Annotated in this window: 18 protein-coding genes; 12 read left to right on the top strand and 6 right to left on the bottom strand. The window is 63.5% G+C overall.

The features are described from left to right. Positions 1-248 precede the first annotated feature (248 nt). The 4 genes from AA309_RS02030 to AA309_RS02015 all read left to right on the top strand — a co-directional run bounded on the left by AA309_RS02030 (position 249) and on the right by AA309_RS02015 (position 3,557). Complete coding sequence (locus AA309_RS02030; protein ID WP_047187310.1) at positions 249-1,217, top strand: aliphatic sulfonate ABC transporter substrate-binding protein; 969 nt, start codon at positions 249-251, stop codon at positions 1,215-1,217. 23 nt (positions 1,218-1,240) lie between these two features. Continuing rightward, positions 1,241-2,095 (top strand): ABC transporter permease, encoded by an 855-nt coding sequence (locus AA309_RS02025; RefSeq protein WP_047187309.1) that lies wholly within the window; start codon positions 1,241-1,243, stop codon positions 2,093-2,095. 142 nt (positions 2,096-2,237) lie between these two features. Beyond that, on the top strand, positions 2,238-3,026 hold the full coding sequence (locus AA309_RS02020) for an ABC transporter ATP-binding protein (RefSeq protein ID WP_047187308.1): 789 nt from the start codon (positions 2,238-2,240) through the stop codon (positions 3,024-3,026). Between the two features lie 21 nt (positions 3,027-3,047). Further along, positions 3,048-3,557 carry an OsmC family protein gene (locus AA309_RS02015; protein WP_047187307.1) on the top strand — a complete coding sequence of 170 codons (510 nt, stop codon included), beginning with the start codon at positions 3,048-3,050 and terminating at the stop codon, positions 3,555-3,557. Positions 3,558-3,567: 10 nt separating this feature from the next. Here the strand turns inward: AA309_RS02015 and AA309_RS02010 are convergent, their stop codons facing one another. After that, positions 3,568-4,908, bottom strand: a complete 1,341-nt coding sequence (locus tag AA309_RS02010) for a penicillin-binding protein activator (protein ID WP_244470223.1) — start codon at positions 4,906-4,908, stop codon at positions 3,568-3,570. 140 nt (positions 4,909-5,048) lie between these two features. On the opposite strand from AA309_RS02010, the gene rsmI reads away from it, so the two are divergent. Both rsmI and AA309_RS02000 read left to right on the top strand, forming a co-directional pair. Then, positions 5,049-5,987 carry a 16S rRNA (cytidine(1402)-2'-O)-methyltransferase gene (rsmI, locus tag AA309_RS02005; RefSeq protein WP_047187305.1) on the top strand — a complete coding sequence of 313 codons (939 nt, stop codon included), beginning with the start codon at positions 5,049-5,051 and terminating at the stop codon, positions 5,985-5,987. 89 nt (positions 5,988-6,076) lie between these two features. Then, positions 6,077-6,454, top strand: a complete 378-nt coding sequence (locus tag AA309_RS02000) for a YraN family protein (protein WP_047187341.1) — start codon at positions 6,077-6,079, stop codon at positions 6,452-6,454. Between the two features lie 117 nt (positions 6,455-6,571). Here AA309_RS02000 and AA309_RS01995 read toward each other — a convergent pair whose 3' ends face one another. After that, the gene (locus AA309_RS01995; protein WP_047187340.1) at positions 6,572-7,444 is read right to left on the bottom strand and encodes a LysR family transcriptional regulator; all 873 of its coding nucleotides are present in this window, start codon (positions 7,442-7,444) and stop codon (positions 6,572-6,574) included. 102 nt (positions 7,445-7,546) lie between these two features. Between AA309_RS01995 and AA309_RS01990 the strand changes: the two genes are divergently transcribed. Then, the gene (locus AA309_RS01990; protein WP_047187304.1) at positions 7,547-7,756 is read left to right on the top strand and encodes a YjiS-like domain-containing protein; all 210 of its coding nucleotides are present in this window, start codon (positions 7,547-7,549) and stop codon (positions 7,754-7,756) included. On the opposite strand, the gene AA309_RS01985 is transcribed toward AA309_RS01990, so the two are convergent. After that, positions 7,753-8,622 carry a lipid kinase gene (locus tag AA309_RS01985; protein WP_047187303.1) on the bottom strand — a complete coding sequence of 290 codons (870 nt, stop codon included), beginning with the start codon at positions 8,620-8,622 and terminating at the stop codon, positions 7,753-7,755. The genes AA309_RS01990 and AA309_RS01985 overlap by 4 nt on opposite strands. A gap of 258 nt (positions 8,623-8,880) precedes the next feature. Here AA309_RS01985 and gshB point away from each other — a divergent pair, with 258 nt between their 5' ends. Then, the gene (gshB, locus tag AA309_RS01980; RefSeq protein ID WP_047187302.1) at positions 8,881-9,828 is read left to right on the top strand and encodes a glutathione synthase; all 948 of its coding nucleotides are present in this window, start codon (positions 8,881-8,883) and stop codon (positions 9,826-9,828) included. Between the two features lie 176 nt (positions 9,829-10,004). Here the strand turns inward: gshB and hemW are convergent, their stop codons facing one another. Further along, positions 10,005-11,165: a radical SAM family heme chaperone HemW gene (hemW, locus tag AA309_RS01975; RefSeq protein ID WP_047187301.1), complete on the bottom strand. Its 1,161-nt coding sequence runs from the start codon at positions 11,163-11,165 to the stop codon at positions 10,005-10,007. Between the two features lie 174 nt (positions 11,166-11,339). Here hemW and AA309_RS01970 point away from each other — a divergent pair, with 174 nt between their 5' ends. Together AA309_RS01970 and AA309_RS01965 are read left to right on the top strand one after the other, a co-directional pair. Continuing rightward, entirely contained in the window at positions 11,340-12,005 is a 666-nt protein-coding gene (locus AA309_RS01970) for a TetR/AcrR family transcriptional regulator (protein WP_047187300.1), read from the top strand. 145 nt (positions 12,006-12,150) lie between these two features. Beyond that, positions 12,151-12,627 (top strand): DUF2852 domain-containing protein, encoded by a 477-nt coding sequence (locus AA309_RS01965; protein WP_047187299.1) that lies wholly within the window; start codon positions 12,151-12,153, stop codon positions 12,625-12,627. Between the two features lie 171 nt (positions 12,628-12,798). Here AA309_RS01965 and rdgB read toward each other — a convergent pair whose 3' ends face one another. Together rdgB and rph are read right to left on the bottom strand one after the other, a co-directional pair. After that, on the bottom strand, positions 12,799-13,440 hold the full coding sequence (gene rdgB / locus AA309_RS01960; RefSeq protein WP_150117356.1) for an RdgB/HAM1 family non-canonical purine NTP pyrophosphatase: 642 nt from the start codon (positions 13,438-13,440) through the stop codon (positions 12,799-12,801). After that, complete coding sequence (rph, locus tag AA309_RS01955) at positions 13,437-14,150, bottom strand: ribonuclease PH (protein WP_047187297.1); 714 nt, start codon at positions 14,148-14,150, stop codon at positions 13,437-13,439. Before rph ends, rdgB begins: the two co-directional genes overlap by 4 nt. Positions 14,151-14,295: 145 nt before the next feature. On the opposite strand from rph, the gene hrcA reads away from it, so the two are divergent. Together hrcA and AA309_RS01945 are read left to right on the top strand one after the other, a co-directional pair. After that, positions 14,296-15,387, top strand: coding sequence for a heat-inducible transcriptional repressor HrcA (hrcA, locus tag AA309_RS01950; protein ID WP_047187296.1), 1,092 nt, complete (start codon positions 14,296-14,298; stop codon positions 15,385-15,387). 102 nt (positions 15,388-15,489) lie between these two features. Next, positions 15,490-15,894, top strand: a complete 405-nt coding sequence (locus AA309_RS01945) for a hypothetical protein (RefSeq protein WP_047187295.1) — start codon at positions 15,490-15,492, stop codon at positions 15,892-15,894. Positions 15,895-15,921: the final 27 nt, after the last annotated feature.

Below are 15,921 nucleotides of genomic sequence, written 5' to 3'. Positions count from 1 at the left end.
TCGAAACTCGTTCTGGCTTACCATCCCCGAGGCCTCCCCCCAAGGGTAGACTGGACATATCCGGTAAGACGGATAGAGTGTTCTTTATAAGAAATTTCGTTTGACTTAGAAAACGGTCAGTTCCATAAAAAGAACACGCGCCGATTTGAGCATGCAGCTTGCGGGCGCGAAACAAGTACAGCTAAAGCGCCGGGCGCCTCAAGAACCACAGGTTCGAGCTCCCATGCGCCAAACATGGGACTAAAGACATGAGCCTGACCCGCCGTCTCCTCCTCGCCGCCTCCCTCGCGACCGGCCTGACCTCCTTCGCCACCGGCGCCTTCGCGCAGGTGAAGGAGATCAAGATCGATTTCGCCACCTACAACCCGGTGAGCCTCGTCCTGAAGGACAAGGGCTTCCTGGAAAAGGAACTGGAGAAGGATGGGATCACCGTCCGCTGGGTGCAGTCGCTCGGCTCCAACAAGGCGCTTGAGTTCCTCAACGCCGGCTCCATCGATTTCGGCTCCACCGCCGGCGCCGCCGCCCTGATCGCCAAGATCAACGGCAACCCGATCAAGTCGATCTACGTCTATTCCCGTCCTGAATGGACCGCCCTCGTCACCCGCAAGGATACGGGCATCGCCAAGGTCGAGGACCTGAAGGGCAAGCGCGTCGCGGTCACCCGCGGCACCGATCCGCACATCTTCCTCGTGCGCGCCCTTCAGGAAGCCAAGCTTACCGAGAAGGACGTGAAGCTCGTTCTGCTTCAGCATCCCGATGGCCGCACGGCTCTCGAGCGCGGCGACGTGGATGCCTGGGCCGGTCTCGACCCGATGATGGCGGCTGCCGAAGAGGAAAGCGGCGCGCAGCTCTTCTATCGCAACGCGGGTGCCAACACCTGGGGCGTGCTGAACGTGTCGGAGGCTTTCGCGAAGGACAATCCGGCTCTCGTGGGCCGCGTGCTGAAGGCCTACGAGGAAGCCCGCAAATATGCTCTCGCCAACCCGCAAGAGCTGAAGAAGACCCTCGCGACCTATACCAAGCTGCCGGAAGCCGTGATCGAGCGTCAGCTGCAGCGAACGGAACTCACGCACTCCGCCATCGGCCAGCCGCAGGCTGACACGATCCTCGCCGCAGGCCTTGCCCTGCAGCAGGCCGGTGTGGTGCCCGCCGACACGAATGTGCAGGCGACCGTCGATGCTCTCATCGACCGCCGCTTCGCCACCGCGTCGCGCTAATGACTTCATCGCGGGAGAGCGCCGTGACAGGCAACGCCACAAGCCATGCCTGGTCCTCCCAACAGGGTGCCGCCGCTCTCGCGGCCCCTTCCCTTGCCGAGAAGCGGCGCGCCTTCGACTGGCGCATCCTTCTCGGCTTTTTATTGCCGATAGCCGTGGCGCTTCTCTGGGAAGCCGCCGTGCGCTTCGGCCTCGCGCAAGGCCGCCTTGTTCCGCCGCCGAGCCGCATCTTCGCCGCGCTATGGTCGCTTGCCGAGACAGGCGAACTCTGGACGCATGTCTGGACCACGCTCTGGCGCGTCCTCACCGGCTTCATCATCGGTGCGGTCACCGGCATTGTCTTCGGTGCGTTGTCCGGCTCGGGTGAAACAGTTCGCCGCCTGCTCGATCCAACGCTGCAGGCCTTGCGCGCCATTCCGTCGATTGCCTGGGTGCCGCTGTTCATTCTCTGGCTCGGCATTTTCGAGGCCTCGAAAGTGGCGCTGATCGCGGTCGGCGTGTTCTTCCCGGTCTATCTCGGCATCGCCGGCGCGATCCTGTCCGTCGATCGCAAGCTCGTGGAAGTGGGCCACGTGTTCCGCCTTTCACGCTTCAAGCTCGCCAAGCGCATCCTGCTTCCGGCCGTTCTGCCCGAGGCGGTGATCGCGCTGCGCTCAGGGCTGGGCCTCGGCTTCATGTTCGTGGTTGCCGCCGAATTCATGGGCGCATCCGAAGGCCTCGGCTATCTGCTCGTCGATGGGCAGCAGATGGGCAAGCCCGATCAGATCCTGGCCGCCATCATCGCCTTCGCGCTTCTCGGCAAGCTCGCGGACAGCCTGCTCGTTCTTCTCACCAAGCCGCTCGTGCGCTGGCAGGACACCGTTCGGGAGAGATTGTGATGGCTGGATTCACACCGCCGTCATGCCCGTCCCCGGACTTGATCCGGGGATTGACCCGGGCATCCACGCCTTGGACAGACTGCGTTTCCGAAGACCTGGATGGCCGCAACAAGTGCGGCCATGACGAGAGGAGCGATCATTAATGCTCGAACTCGAACACCTCTCCAAAACCTATGCCGACGGCACACGCGCGCTGTCCGACATCAATCTCTCCGTACGCCAGGCTGAGATCGTCTCTCTGATCGGCGGATCGGGCTGCGGCAAGACGACGTTGCTGCGGCTCATCGCCGGTCTCGACCGCTCGAGCGCCGGCGCGATCCGGCTCGATGGCGAACTGCTCTCTGGTCCGCATCCTTCCGTCGGCATCGTGTTCCAGGAACCGCGCCTGCTGCCGTGGCTGTCGGTTTTCGAGAACATTGCCTTCGGCCTTGAGCACCTCGGCGCGAACGAGCGCAAAGCGCGCGTCGAGCATGCGCTCGACAAGATCGGCCTGTCCGAGCATGCCAAGCGCTGGCCGCGCGATCTCTCCGGTGGTCAGCAGCAGCGCGTGGCGATTGCGCGAGCGTTCGTGACCAACCCGACAGTGCTTCTCCTCGACGAACCCTTCTCCGCGCTCGACGCGTTCACCCGCGCGAGCCTGCACGAGCACCTGCTCGGATTGTGGGAGGAGACGCGGCCCACCGTCGTGCTCGTGACGCACGACGTGCAGGAGGCCGTGACGCTCGCGGACCGCGCTGTCGTCATGCAGCCGAAACCCGGTCGCATCTTCGATGAATTATCGCTCACGCTGTCACGCCCGCGCGACAAGACGGGCTTAGCCTTCGAGAATTCGGTGCGCCGCGTCTTGACGGCGCTCGATCATTCCCTCAACCCGTCTCAACAGCAGCCCCAGCGGGAACGCGATCGGCAGGCTGCCGCGTTGTGGTGGTAAGATCATTCAAGGACAAGCAACATGGACTCGACCGAATTGCGCGCGCTCCAGGCGCCGCTGAAAGACCAATATCGAAACGATCCAAACTCAGCTGTCATCACGCTGAAAGCGCAGGGCGCGCTGGATGATCAGCACATCGCCTGCAAGGTCGAGACCGGCCGTGCGCTTGCCGTCGCGGGTCTTCACCCGGCGACCGGCGGCTCCGGCGCGGAGCTGTGCTCCGGTGACATGCTTCTCGAAGCGCTCGTCGCCTGCGCGGGCGTGACTCTCAAGGCTGTTGCCACCGCGCTTGAGATCGATCTGCGCCACGGCGCCGTGAAGGCCGAAGGCGACCTCGATTTCCGTGGCACGCTCGGCGTTGATAAGACTGCACCCGTCGGCTTCAGGGACATCCGCCTCTCCTTCGAGGTGGACACGGATGCGCCGCAGGAGAAGATCGATCAGCTCCTCAAGCTGACCGAGCGCTATTGCGTGGTGTTCCAGACCCTCAACAACAAACCGAATTTGAGCGCGGTGCTGACGCGCAAGTAAGGCCTTGCGTTCAGTTGTTTGCCACCAAGGTACGCGGCGCGGCGTTGATCACGACAGCCGTGCCGCTCCGGATTTCCTGAACGGTCAGGGCGCGGTCATTGGTGCCGTTGGGGTTGAAGCGGAACACGCCGTCGGCACCGGCGAAGCCCGCACCGTTCGTGAGCACGCTGTCGTTGAAGGCCTGCGGCCCCTGCATGCGGGCGAGCGCAGCGGCAAGCGTCACCGCATCGTACGAGAGCGTCGCGAGGCGAACCGGATCGCTGTTGAAGCGCGCACGATAGCGCGTGGCAAAATCCATGAAGCCCCGTTTGTCCGGCGCGGCAAACCAGCCGCCCTGAAGCGTCGGCAATCCGAACACACGCGCCTCGTCCCACACGCCGGAGCCGAGCGGTTTTACCTGCTGGGCGTTGAAGCGAACCATCTGAAGCGCCTGCGCGACAGCGGGCAGTCCATCGCCGTTCTCAGGAATGAAAAGCGCGTTGGCCTGCGGCGCAGGCCCGCCGATCACCCGCGCCAGGCGTTGAACGGCTCCTTGCGGTTGCCCGGCAGGATAGCGCTCGACGGCAACGAGGCGGATGCCGTTTTCCGCCGCAGCCTCTCGCAGCTGCGCCTCCGCCACGCGACCATAAGCCGTCTCCGGGATCAGAGCGGCAATGGAGCGGCGGTTCTGGGTCGCAGCGAAAGCAATGATGCGGTCCACCTCCGCCTGCACCATGAAGCTCAGGAGATAGACGCCCTGCGCGGCCGCAGCGCGGTCGGAGGAGAAGCCGATGAGCGGCCTGCTCGCTTGGCGCGTCACTTGCCCGGCCGCCTGGACGGAGCCGGCAAAGAGCGGCCCGAGGATGAGTTGTGCGCCTTCCACGACGGCTTGGTTTGCAGCTTCCCGCGCACCTTCCGGCGTGCCGCGATCGTCCTTAATGAGGATGGTGAGATCGGAGCCTTGGAAGTCGCTGAGGGCGAGATCCGCGGCATTGCGCATGCTCTGCGCCACCAGAGAGCCCTGGCCGGGAGCGGAAAGCGGCAGGATCAACGCGACCTTCACGGGACCGTTGCCGAGAGTCATGCCACGCATCTGAACCGGCGCAGGGCCCGCAGGGACAGCCTGCATTTGAGCGGCCTGGACCTGGTGAATGGCCTGGACTTGGCCGACAGAAGTGCCCTCCGGAGGAAGATCGGCGTTGTAAACGGGCTGAGAGGGCGCGGATTGCGGGGCGGGTCGGCTCGCCTTCCGCGTTTGCCGCGCAGGGCCCGCTCCGATGCATCCGGACAGCGCGAGAGCGCCTGTCACCACAACCGCCAAGACCGCCCGGCTTTTCCAGCCCTGCTCCATTGCCCCAAAGAGAGACGCCATCTCCACCCCCTTTTGGAAACAGCTCGTCGGACATGCGGCCAACCTTGGCACCAAAAGGTAAACATTGTTTCCAAGTTCGGCGGGACGGGAAGCCAAGGCTTCTTCCGCCGGCTGGGGCATTCATGCGAGAATGACAGGTGATGACACAGAGAATCGACAACCGGACCCGGCGGCGCGAGCCGGGCGAGCGGACCGCCACCTTCACCGCCTTCGGCCTTGCGGCCGAGGCCAAGCCCCTGACGCCCGGCCTCTATGTGGTCGCGACTCCCATTGGCAACCTGCAGGACGTATCCTTCCGGGCCCTGAACGTGCTGGCAGCGGCGGACGCGATTCTCGCCGAGGACACACGGGTGACGAAGACGCTTCTCGCCCATTACGGCATCACGACGCCGCTGGTGGCCTACCACGAGCATTCCAACGACGCGGTGCGCGAGCGCATGGTGCACCGCATCCGTGAAGGCCAAGCCCTCGCGCTCGTGTCTGATGCGGGCACGCCGCTTGTCTCGGACCCCGGCTTCAAGCTCGTGCAGGCCGCCATCGAGGAAGGATTGCCGGTGACGCCAATTCCCGGCCCCTCCGCCGTACTCACGGCTCTTGTCGCCTCGGGTCTGCCCACCGACCGCTTTTTCTTCGAAGGTTTCCTGCCGCCGAAGAGCGCGGCGCGCCGTGCACGTCTCGCCGAGATCGCCTCGATCCCCGGCACGCTGATGCTGTTCGAAGGCCCGCATCGCCTGCCCGAAATGCTGGCCGACGCGGCCGCCATTCTCGGTGAACGGCAGGCCGTGGTGGCGCGCGAACTCACCAAGATGTTCGAGACGATCCGGCGCGGCACCTTGCCGGAACTCGCAGCGCAATTTGCGGAAGAAGGCCCGCCGAAGGGCGAGATCGTGGTGCTGATCGGCGAAGCGACGAAAGAGATGCATGCAGCGGAAGCCGATGCAGCCCTCGACGGCAGGCTCGAAACAGCTTTGAAAAGCCATTCGATCAAGGATGCAGCGGCTCTCGTCGCCGCAGAGCTCGGCCTGCCGAAGCGCGAGGTCTATACCCGTGCTCTTGAACTCGCGAAACGGGATGCATGAAGACGGCTCCAGAGCATTTTTCGGCGAAGTGGATCCGGTTCGCCGTACAAAAATGCGGCCGAGCAAAGAGAAGAGCGGATTCCGCGCGTGTGGAATCTGCTCTGGCGCGTCGACGAGTGACCTTCCTGCGTGGCCATTATGCGGAGTGGGTTGCGTTGCTGTTCCTGCTTGCGAAAGGCTATCGGCCGCTTGCACGCCGCTATGCCGCTGCGGGCGGCGAAATCGATCTCATCATGATGCGCGGCGATATCATTGTGTTTGTCGAGGTGAAGGCGCGCGGGCTCATGGACAATGCCTTGTCCGCCATCACTGCCACCAAGCGCCAGCGCTTTTCACGTGCCGTGCGCGCATGGCTGGCGCGCCATCCTCACGCGCAAGGAAAGACATGGCGGGCGGATGCGGTGTTCATCGCACCGAAGCGATGGCCGCAGCACATCGTATCGGCATTCGAGCTGGAAATGTTCTGAGACAGATTGCTCATCGTCGTGGCCGCACCTGGTTTAGGCCATCCACGCTTTTGAACCATTGCGCCCGAAGACGTGGATGCCCGGGACAAGCCCGGGCATGACGATTGGAACCAGCGCCTACGCGGCAATCTTTCGCGGATCTCTCACGGCATCGCGGATCATGCGCGCCATTTCCTGCACGATGTGATTGCCGCCGCCCTTCGGCAGGTAGAGGTTGACCATGAAGGGCGGAAGCAGCGGCAGGCCCGTGTCGGGGCCGAGGACCTCTAGGTTGCCCGGCACGGTGGAAGCCATCCCGGCCATCACGGCGGTATCGGCCGCAACGGTCGCCACTTGCGCCGATGTGTTGGTGGAATCGAACACCGAGCGCCATTCGATCCCGGCCTTCTGCAAGGCTTCGCGGATCGGCGCGCGGAAAGCGCAATCGGAGCAGCCGATGGAGACAGGCAGCGGCCGCTTCCAGGCCGCCTCACCTCCCCGCGCGCCGACCCACACGAGACGATCCATCACGAGGTTCTCGCCATCGGGATCGCAGGTGAGCTCGGTCGCCATCACCACATCGATTTTGCCGGCCGCGAGCTTCCCGCGAAGCTCGGCACTTGAGCCGCTGTTGAGCGAGATCTGCACGCGCGGATAGCTCCGCGCAAAACTCTTCAGGAAGGTGGGCAGATACGTGGTGATGATATCGCTGGGGATGCCAAGGCGGATTTCGCCCTCGAATTCCGGCGTCGTCATTTCGGTCCAGATCTCGTCGTTCATGGCGAGCAGGCGCTTCGCGCGTCCGAACAGCCGCTCGCCCGCGCTCGTCAGGGTCACCCCTCGCCTGTCGCGGGTGATGAGCTCCTCGCCCAAGGTCTCCTCAAGCCGCTTGATCTGCTGGCTCACCGCCGCCTGGGTGAGATTGAGGACACCGGAGGCTGCCGTCATGCCGCCCGTGTCCACCACGGCGACGAACGCTCTCAGAAGGCTGACATCAAGGTTGTGGGGCATGGCCGGATCCATAAATGTTCATTATTTTTGATATAATGAACATTCGTTTCCATTATGCAAGGGGCTGCCTCATACTCTCCTCATCAACCCAAGGAGAGCGCCATGTCAGCCCTTTCGAACACCTGCCCGGAGACTTATGAAACCGCCGCAACCCGTCCTTCCGGCCTGAAGGATCTCTTCTCGGCCGTGATGCGTGAGATCCGCCTCCGCCGCGCCATGCGGGAGATGGCCGCTTTGGACGACGCCATGCTGCAGGATATCGGCCTCGGGCCCGGGGGCATCGAGGATGCCGTCCGGTGCGGACGCCGTTAAGGCGCGAATACCGTTACGGCACAAGGTTTGATGGAGAAGTGCGCAGGCGTCTGGGTCACGATCTCGCCATCCGCATTGATGGGCCTCGACCGTCTTGTGCGGATGTCGAATTCCTTCGCGCGGATCGCCCGCACCTCGCTCCAGGCGCCGTGTTCTCCATAACGAAACGAGCGCGCCATGAAGGCGAGTTTCCAGGCGCGCTCGAGTTCCAGGCTGTAGAGATCGAGGTGCTGGTCGTCGATGGCCGCGTCCTTCTCCACCGCATTGCCGCCACCATAGAAGCGCCCGTTGCCGACGGCGATCTGCAAGGTCCGCACGCGCACGGATTCGGTCTCGCTCGTGATTATCGCGCGGAAGGGCTGGGCCTGCGCCAGCACCTTCATGGCGACCAGCGCATAGCCGAGCCGCCCGAAACGACGCTTGATATCATGGGTCAGCTGCTGCGCGAGTTCCGCCGAGAGGCCAAGGCTCGCCACGTTGAAGAAAGGCTGGCCGTTGACGACCCCCAGATCGATCCTGCGGGTATGCCCGTCGGCAATGACCTGTGCGGCACCATCGAGGTCGAAGGGAATCCCCAAGGTTCGAGCCAGGTCGTTCGCTGTTCCAAACGGCAGGATGCCGAGCGGCAGGCCGGTCTCGATCACGCCGAAAGCTGCGGCATTCAGCGTTCCATCGCCGCCGCCGACAATGGCGCAATCCACCCCTTCGCGATGCTTCACGATGAGAGGCGACAGATCCTCCCGCCGGCCGCATTCCACATGAACGGGCTCGATCCCATGAGCCTCAAGGACCTCGATGGCTGCTTTTGCCTGGGATTCGCCGCTTCGGCTCTTGGCGTTGATGATGAGAAGGGCGCGGCGTGACATGACTATCAGATGTGAAAACTTGGACTTATCCGCAAGGGTTCGGGGAAAGCCTGAAGCGGGGCTATTCAATAACACCCTTCCCGCTTTTTCGTTCATTCCCGCACCACGAGAGTTGCCTTCCTCAGGAAACAGTCCAATAAACCCGCTTCACCGGAGCCGTTTTCCCGCACCTGGAATCGGCTCCGTTTCTTGCCGTGCCGCATTTTTGATGGCGAACCGGGACCACTTCGCTAAAAAATGCCCTAGGAGGCCTAAATCATGACCCTCACCGTTGCGATCCAGATGGATCACATCAACAGCATCAAGATCGCAGGCGATACCGGCTTTGCGCTGCTGCTCGAGGCGCAACGGCGAGGCCATCAGATCCTGCACTACACCCCCGATCGCCTGTCCCTGCACGATGGCAAGGTGGTCGCGCTTGTGGATCCCATCGAGGTGCGGGATGAGGAGGGCAACCACTTCACGCTTGGTAAACCGGAGCGTGTCGACCTCTCGACCGTCGACGCGGTGCTCATGCGCCAGGATCCGCCTTTCGACCTCGCTTACATCACCGCCACGCATTTCCTGGAACGTATTCACCCGAAGACTCTCGTGGTGAACGATCCCATGCATGTGCGCAACGCGCCGGAAAAGATCTTCGTCACGCAGTTCCCGCATCTCATGCCGCCAACGCTGATCTCTCGCGACAAGGCGGAGATCGAGGAGTTTCGCCGCGAGCATGGCGATGTGGTGATGAAGCCGCTCTACGGGCACGGCGGTGCGAGCGTGTTCAAGGTAGGGCGCGAGGATCCGAATTTCGGCTCGCTCTACGATCTCTTCTCGAATCTCTTCCGCGAACCCTGGGTAACCCAGCGCTTCCTGCCGAAGATCACGGAAGGCGACAAGCGCATCATCCTCATCGACGGCGAAGCGGCTGGCGCAATCAACCGCGTGCCGGCCGCCAACGATATCCGCTCCAACATGGTGCGCGGCGGAGCTGCGAAGCCCACGGATCTGACGCCGCGCGAGCGCGAGATCTGCGAGACCATCGGCCCGGATCTCAAGCGGATGGGCCTCATCCTCGTCGGCATCGACGTGATCGACGGCAACCTCACCGAGATCAACGTGACGGCGCCCACCGGCATCCGCGCCATCAAGCGCCTCGGCGGGCCTGATCTCGCCGTAACGGTGTGGGAGGCAATCGAGAGCAAGGTGAAGCGGGTTTGAGCCTGCGTCATCCCGGGCGGAGCAGAGCGAAGATCCGGGATCGCGTGATGAACACTCTCCGTCGTCATGGCCGTCCCCGGACGTGATCCGGGGATCAGTCCCGGCCATCCACGTCTCAAGACAAGATGAAGACGTGGATCACCGGCACAAGGCCGTGATGACGTGGTGGCAGGCATTCAAGCCGCCAATTCCGCAATCACCGCATTCAGCACCGGAAAGCCCTTCTCCGTCACGGCAAGACGTGAGCCATCGACGCGGATGAGGCCTTCCTCTTCCATGATGCGCAGGCCGCGTTGATTCAGCGACTTTCCCGTGAACGCCTCATAGCGGCGCGGATCGATGCCCTCTTTCAGGCGAAGGCCCATGAGGAGGAACTCGTCGCCTTCCGCCTCGGAAGTGAGCACCTCCTCCTCGATCACGCCGTGTCCCTCACGCTCGACATGTTCGAGCCATGTCTCGGGATGTTTTTCGGTCGAGGTCGCAAGCCGTGCATTGCCGGTGACGAGGCGCCCATGCGCACCGGGACCGATGCCCGCATATTCGCCGTAGCGCCAGTAGAGCAGGTTGTGCCGTGATTCCGCACCGGGCTTGGCGTGGTTGGAAATCTCGTAAGCTGGAAGCCCATGCTTCTCGCAGGTTTCCTGCGTGATATCGTAGAGCGCGCGGCCCGTCTCCTCGTCCGGCACGGCGATCTTGCCGGCATTATAGAGACGCTCGAACCAGGTGCCGGGCTCGATGGTGAGCTGATAGAGCGAGAGATGCTCCACCGCGTAGCTGATTGCCTGTTCAAGCTCTGCTGCCCAGGCTTCCGGCGTGTGGCCTGGACGCGCGTAGATGAGGTCGAAGGAATAGCGGTCGAAGATCGACGCTGCGATCTTTACCGCAGCCAAGGCTTCTTCAACCGAATGCATGCGGCCCAGGCGGCGCAGGTCCGGATCGTTGAGCGCCTGCACTCCCAGCGACACACGGTTGATGCCGGCGTGACGATAGCCGCGAAAGCGCTCGGCCTCGACGCTGGTCGGATTTGCCTCGAGCGTGACCTCGGCGTTCGGATCGATAGTCCAAGCGCCGCCGACGGCATCGAGGATTGCGCCGACCGTCTCCGGCTTCATGAGCGAGGGCGTGCCGCCGCCGAAGAAGATGCTGGTGACATTGCGCCCTGGAATGCGCGCTGCCGTATGGGCGATCTCGCGTTTGAAGGCCGTGAGATACCGCTCCTGATCCACCGGCTGGTGGCGGACATGGCTGTTGAAGTCGCAATAGGGGCATTTGGAGGCGCAGAAGGGCCAATGGACATAGACGCCAAAGCCCGCATCGCGCGTCGGATGATCGATCATGGGCCGTATATGGCAGTTCTGAAGCCTGACGTCACGGTCAGCCCTTGCCGCATCGGATCATTTTCTGCTGAACCTCTTTTCCAAGCAGTTGTTCACCCTTCATGGGCCCTCCGCCCTAGCCTCTCCGGGAGCGGGGACTTAAGATTGGCTCATGGAGTGTTCAAAGGAGCCATCATGCGGCATTGGCGCGGCCCGTTCGACCGGCAGGGCTATCACCACGGCAATCTGAAAGAGGCGCTGATCGAGGCAGCGCAGCGTTTCATTGCCGAGCGTGGCCTTGGCGGGTTCACCCTGGCCGATGCCGCCAAGCTCGTGGGCGTCACGCCCGCAGCCCTCTACCGTCACTTCCGTGGCCGTGAGGCTCTGGTCGCCGAAGTGGCCTTCCGCGGGTTCGACGAACTCGCCAAGCGGCTCGGGAAGGCTCTCCAAAGCGAGGGAACGCCGCGGGAGCGCTTCACCCGCATGGGCGAGGCCTATCTTGCCTTTGCCGAGCAGGAACCGGGCTTCTACACGGCCATGTTCTCGGCGAAGCCCCTGGAGGGTGAAGCCTGTGGCCCGTGGGGCAAGGGCGCCTCGGACAGCTCTCAAGCTCCAGCCACGGCATTCGATTATCTGGTCCAGGCGCTCACGAAAACCTATCCCGAGGGTTTCCAGGGCGTGGATGTCCGCTTCATTGCTCTTGAGGTCTGGGCCCTCTCCCACGGCATCGCGACCCTCGATGCCGCGGGCCAGCTTCCGAAGGGTCCCGGCTTGCCGGACAAGTACGAACTGCTTCGCGCAGGCGTCCTTGCCCTGGTCCACGGTGCTCTGAAGGACAAGTCCGGGATGGCCAGCCGCTGACGGCTGCTGGCCTAGCTTCCCTTCCCCATGCCTGCTCCACGGACCGCTCCCGGTCCCCTCCGCCAAAATCGAACGGACCTCCCTTGAAAGCGCCAAAATCGATCCGCATGTTAATGTTGTTAGCATTAACATAGCGAGACTCACGATGTCTGACTCTGCTTCAACCGCCTGGAATCAGGGCCCTCATGCGGGACCTTGGAATGCCGGCGCTCACCGTCGCTGCGGGCGCTCACCCCGACGCGGTCTGGAGATCGTCGCCATCATCCTGGGCTTCATTTGGTTCTGGCCGCTCGCGCTGGCCTATCTGGTGTGGAAAATGTGTGGATATCCGAAATACGACGAGGCGAGAGCCTTCTTCCGCGACACTTTCGGCCGCACGGCTGAGGATCTGTTCGGATCGCGCCGCTCCACCGGCGGCTTCGGCTACACGACTTCGGGCAATGCGGCCTTCGACGAGTACCGCCGCAGCGAGCTGGAGCGTCTCGAGGAAGAGCGCCGCAAGCTCGACGAGGAAGCCCGCGCCTTCCGTGATTTCGTGGAGGAACTGAAGCGCGCCAAGGACCGCGAGGAGTTCGATGCCTTCATGGCCAAGCGCCGCGGCAACGGTCCGACGAACGTTTAACCTTCAAGACAAGCGAAGCGCCCTACGGGGCGCTTCTTCTTTGAAGCCTCTGCGTCACCCCGGGCTTGTCCCGGGGATCCACGCCTTTAAGCCTCGATGCTTCCAAAGACGTGGATGGCCGGGACTGTCCCCGGATCACGTCCGGGGACGGCCATGACGAAAACGGGAATATTACGCCCTGTTTAGGCACCCCGCTGCGAGCTTCACGAAAGCGCGCGCCCGGTGGGAGAGCCCTTCCGGCTCGGGCTTCGACCAGTCGATGCCGTGCTTTTCTTCCGACGACAGCTCGCCGAAGGTCTGGGTGAAACCGTCCGGCTGGAACATGGGGTCATAACCAAAACCCTTGTCGCCCCGCGGTGGCCAGACAACCTCGCCGAACACGCGACCCTCGAACAGTTCCTCATGCCCATCAGGCCAGGCAATGACGAGAGCTGAGACGAAGTGAGCGCGCTTGTCAGTCGCTTCACGTTTTTCCATCTCGCGACGCACTCGTTCCATGGCAGCGTAGAAATCCTTCTTTGGACCGGCCCAATCCGCCGTGAACAATCCCGGTGCCCCGTCGAGCGCATGGACGCACAAACCGGAATCATCGGAGAGCGCAGGAAGGCCTGTGGCCTTGGCCGCAGCATGAGCTTTGATGGCGGCGTTCTCGGCGAACATGTGACCCGTCTCGTCGGGCACGGGCAGGCCGAGTTCCCCGGCCGACGCGGCCTCCACGCCGAAGGGAGCGAACAGCTCCTGCATCTCGCGCAGCTTGCCTGCGTTGTGGGTGGCAATGACGACCTTGCCGGTGAGAGGACGGTGCTGCATCACGCCACCGCCTTCTTCTGCAGCTCCACGAGCTGCGCCACGCCAGCTTTGGCAAGGCGAAGGAGGCTCAGGAATTCCTCTTCCGAGAAGGGCTTTCCTTCCGCCGTGCCCTGCACCTCGACGATGCCGCCCGAACCCGTGATGACGAAGTTGGCGTCCGTCTCGGCGGCGGAATCCTCCGCATAATCGAGGTCGAGCACCGGCTGGCCCTGGTAGATGCCGCAGGAGATGGCGGCGACGGGCTCGCGCAGCGGGTTGATGGAAATGATCGAGCGGTTCTGCATCCAGGTGAAGCACTCGTGCAGGGCCACCCAGGCGCCGGTGATCGAGGCGGTGCGGGTGCCGCCATCGGCCTGGATCACGTCGCAATCCAGCACGATCTGCCGCTCGCCGATGGCCGGCAGGTTCACGACGGCGCGGAGCGAGCGGCCGATGAGGCGCTGGATCTCCTGCGTGCGGCCGGAGGGCTTGCCTGAATTGACCTCGCGCTTGGTGCGCTCATGCGTGGCGCGAGGCAGCATGGAATATTCTGCCGTCACCCAGCCCCTGCCGGTGCCGCGCAGCCACGGCGGACCTTTTTCCTCGAGCGAAGCGGTGCAGAGCACCTTGGTGTTGCCGAAGGTCACGAGGCAGGAGCCTTCCGCATAACGCGCGACGCTTCGCTCCAGGGTAACGGGACGCAATTCGTCGGGGGCGCGGTTGGAAGGACGCATGATCGTTATCTCCATGAGGCTTGTCTGAGAGCCTCTTTGGGCCCAGGAGGCGCTTTAGGCAAGCACAAGCCTTGCCTAAAGCACCGTTCGTCCGCACATAATGACCACTTGCAGGGTGGAATTGTGAAAGCGTAGAACCCATCGCATGCACGCCAACGGCCCCTTCTCGAACCTGTCGGACACCCGCGCCATCGCGGAATTGAACGACCGTTCCCGCGAGATTTTCCGCCAGATCGTCGAGAGCTATCTCGTGACCGGTGAACCCGTCGGCTCGCGCCATCTCTCGCGCATCCTGCCGATGACGCTCTCCCCCGCCTCGATCCGCAACGTGATGGCGGATCTGGAGGCGGCGGGCCTGATCTTCGCGCCGCATACCAGTGCCGGACGCCTGCCGACGGAAATCGGCCTGCGCTTCTTCGTGGACGCCATGATGGAAATCGGCGACGTGACCGCCGAAGAGCGGGCGCGGATCGAGGCGCAGATGCGGGCTGCCGCTTCCGGCCACACCATGGAAACAGCGCTCGCCGAGGCCTCGGCACTGCTGTCCGGCGTTTCGCGCGGCGCAGGCGTGGTGCTGACATCGAAGTCAAACGCCAGCCTCAAGCATATCGAGTTCGTGCGGCTCGACCCGACCCGCGCCCTCGTGGTGCTGGTGTCGGAGGATGGCTCCGTCGAGAACCGCCTCCTCGATCTGCCCGCGGGCCTGCCTGCCGGTGCATTGGTGGAGGCCGGGAACTTTCTCAACGCCCGCATCCGGGGCAAGACGCTGGGTGATCTCAAGCGCGAGATCGAAACCCGCCGCGAGGAGATGGAGCGCGAGCTCGACGCGCTCACCGCCAAGCTCGTGGAGGCAGGTCTTGCCACCACCGTGGGCCCGGCGGAATCGCGCCAGCTCATCGTGCGCGGCCAGGCGAACCTGCTCGACGACCTGAAGGCTGTGGAAGACCTGGAGCGCATCCGTCTGCTCTTCTCCGATCTCGAAACCCAGACTGACGTGATCGACCTTTTGAGCCGCGCCGAGGGCGGCGAGGGCGTGCGCATCTTCATCGGCTCGGAGAACAAGCTGTTCTCGCTCTCCGGCTCCTCGATGATCGCAGCTCCCTTCCGGGACGGCGGCCAGAAGATCGTGGGCGTTCTCGGCGTCATTGGCCCGACACGGCTCAATTACGCCCGTATCGTGCCGATGGTGGATTACACGGCCAAGGTGATCTCACGCATTCTGGAGCAGGGGCGATAGGGATTGCCTCTCACACACGTTGCCGTGAGAGAGGAAACTAACCTTATCGCAAGCGTTAAACCTCCGTCCCAAGGGGGCAAGGCCCCATCAGAGGAGGTTATCTTGAAGAGATTCACATTCATCGCCAGCGCCGGTCTCGTCATGCTTGGCACGATCGGCCTCGCGCAGGCACAGACCAGCGGCACGCCTGGTTCTCCCTTCCCGGACGCCGCTCCGCACGAGATCCAGATCATCAACGGCGTGCCCTGCCGCACCGTTCTCGACCATTCGAGCGACCGGCGCATTCCGGTGCAGTGCGCAGGCCCGGCCGGCATGATCGGCATGGATCCGGTGACAACAGGCAGCATCGTCGCCGCCCCGCCTCCCGGCGCTCCTGTCGCCGGTCCTCCCTATGGTGCCTTCCCCAACGCCGCACCGCATGAGATTCGCGTCATCAACGGCGTCCCCTGCCGCACCGTCCTTATTCCCGGCACCGATCAGCGCGTCCCCGTGGAATGCGCCCGCTGATCTTCCGTCCTCGAGGACAAGCGCAGG

The sequence above is a fragment of the Microvirga vignae genome (genome assembly GCF_001017175.1).
In the GTDB taxonomy this organism is placed as follows: domain Bacteria; phylum Pseudomonadota; class Alphaproteobacteria; order Rhizobiales; family Beijerinckiaceae; genus Microvirga; species Microvirga vignae.
This window is presented reverse-complemented; position numbering and strand designations above follow the sequence as displayed.

Coding starts and splice junctions, on each gene's coding strand:
- AA309_RS02030 (WP_047187310.1), top strand. CDS start 249: ATGAGCCTGACCCGCCGTCTCCTCCTCGCCGCCTCCCTCGCGACCGGC.
- AA309_RS02020 (WP_047187308.1), top strand. CDS start 2,238: ATGCTCGAACTCGAACACCTCTCCAAAACCTATGCCGACGGCACACGC.
- AA309_RS02015 (WP_047187307.1), top strand. CDS start 3,048: ATGGACTCGACCGAATTGCGCGCGCTCCAGGCGCCGCTGAAAGACCAA.
- AA309_RS02010 (WP_244470223.1), bottom strand. CDS start 4,908: ATGGCGTCTCTCTTTGGGGCAATGGAGCAGGGCTGGAAAAGCCGGGCG.
- rsmI (WP_047187305.1), top strand. CDS start 5,049: ATGACACAGAGAATCGACAACCGGACCCGGCGGCGCGAGCCGGGCGAG.
- AA309_RS01995 (WP_047187340.1), bottom strand. CDS start 7,444: ATGCCCCACAACCTTGATGTCAGCCTTCTGAGAGCGTTCGTCGCCGTG.
- AA309_RS01990 (WP_047187304.1), top strand. CDS start 7,547: ATGTCAGCCCTTTCGAACACCTGCCCGGAGACTTATGAAACCGCCGCA.
- AA309_RS01985 (WP_047187303.1), bottom strand. CDS start 8,622: ATGTCACGCCGCGCCCTTCTCATCATCAACGCCAAGAGCCGAAGCGGC.
- gshB (WP_047187302.1), top strand. CDS start 8,881: ATGACCCTCACCGTTGCGATCCAGATGGATCACATCAACAGCATCAAG.
- hemW (WP_047187301.1), bottom strand. CDS start 11,165: ATGATCGATCATCCGACGCGCGATGCGGGCTTTGGCGTCTATGTCCAT.
- AA309_RS01970 (WP_047187300.1), top strand. CDS start 11,340: ATGCGGCATTGGCGCGGCCCGTTCGACCGGCAGGGCTATCACCACGGC.
- AA309_RS01965 (WP_047187299.1), top strand. CDS start 12,151: ATGTCTGACTCTGCTTCAACCGCCTGGAATCAGGGCCCTCATGCGGGA.
- rph (WP_047187297.1), bottom strand. CDS start 14,150: ATGCGTCCTTCCAACCGCGCCCCCGACGAATTGCGTCCCGTTACCCTG.
- hrcA (WP_047187296.1), top strand. CDS start 14,296: ATGCACGCCAACGGCCCCTTCTCGAACCTGTCGGACACCCGCGCCATC.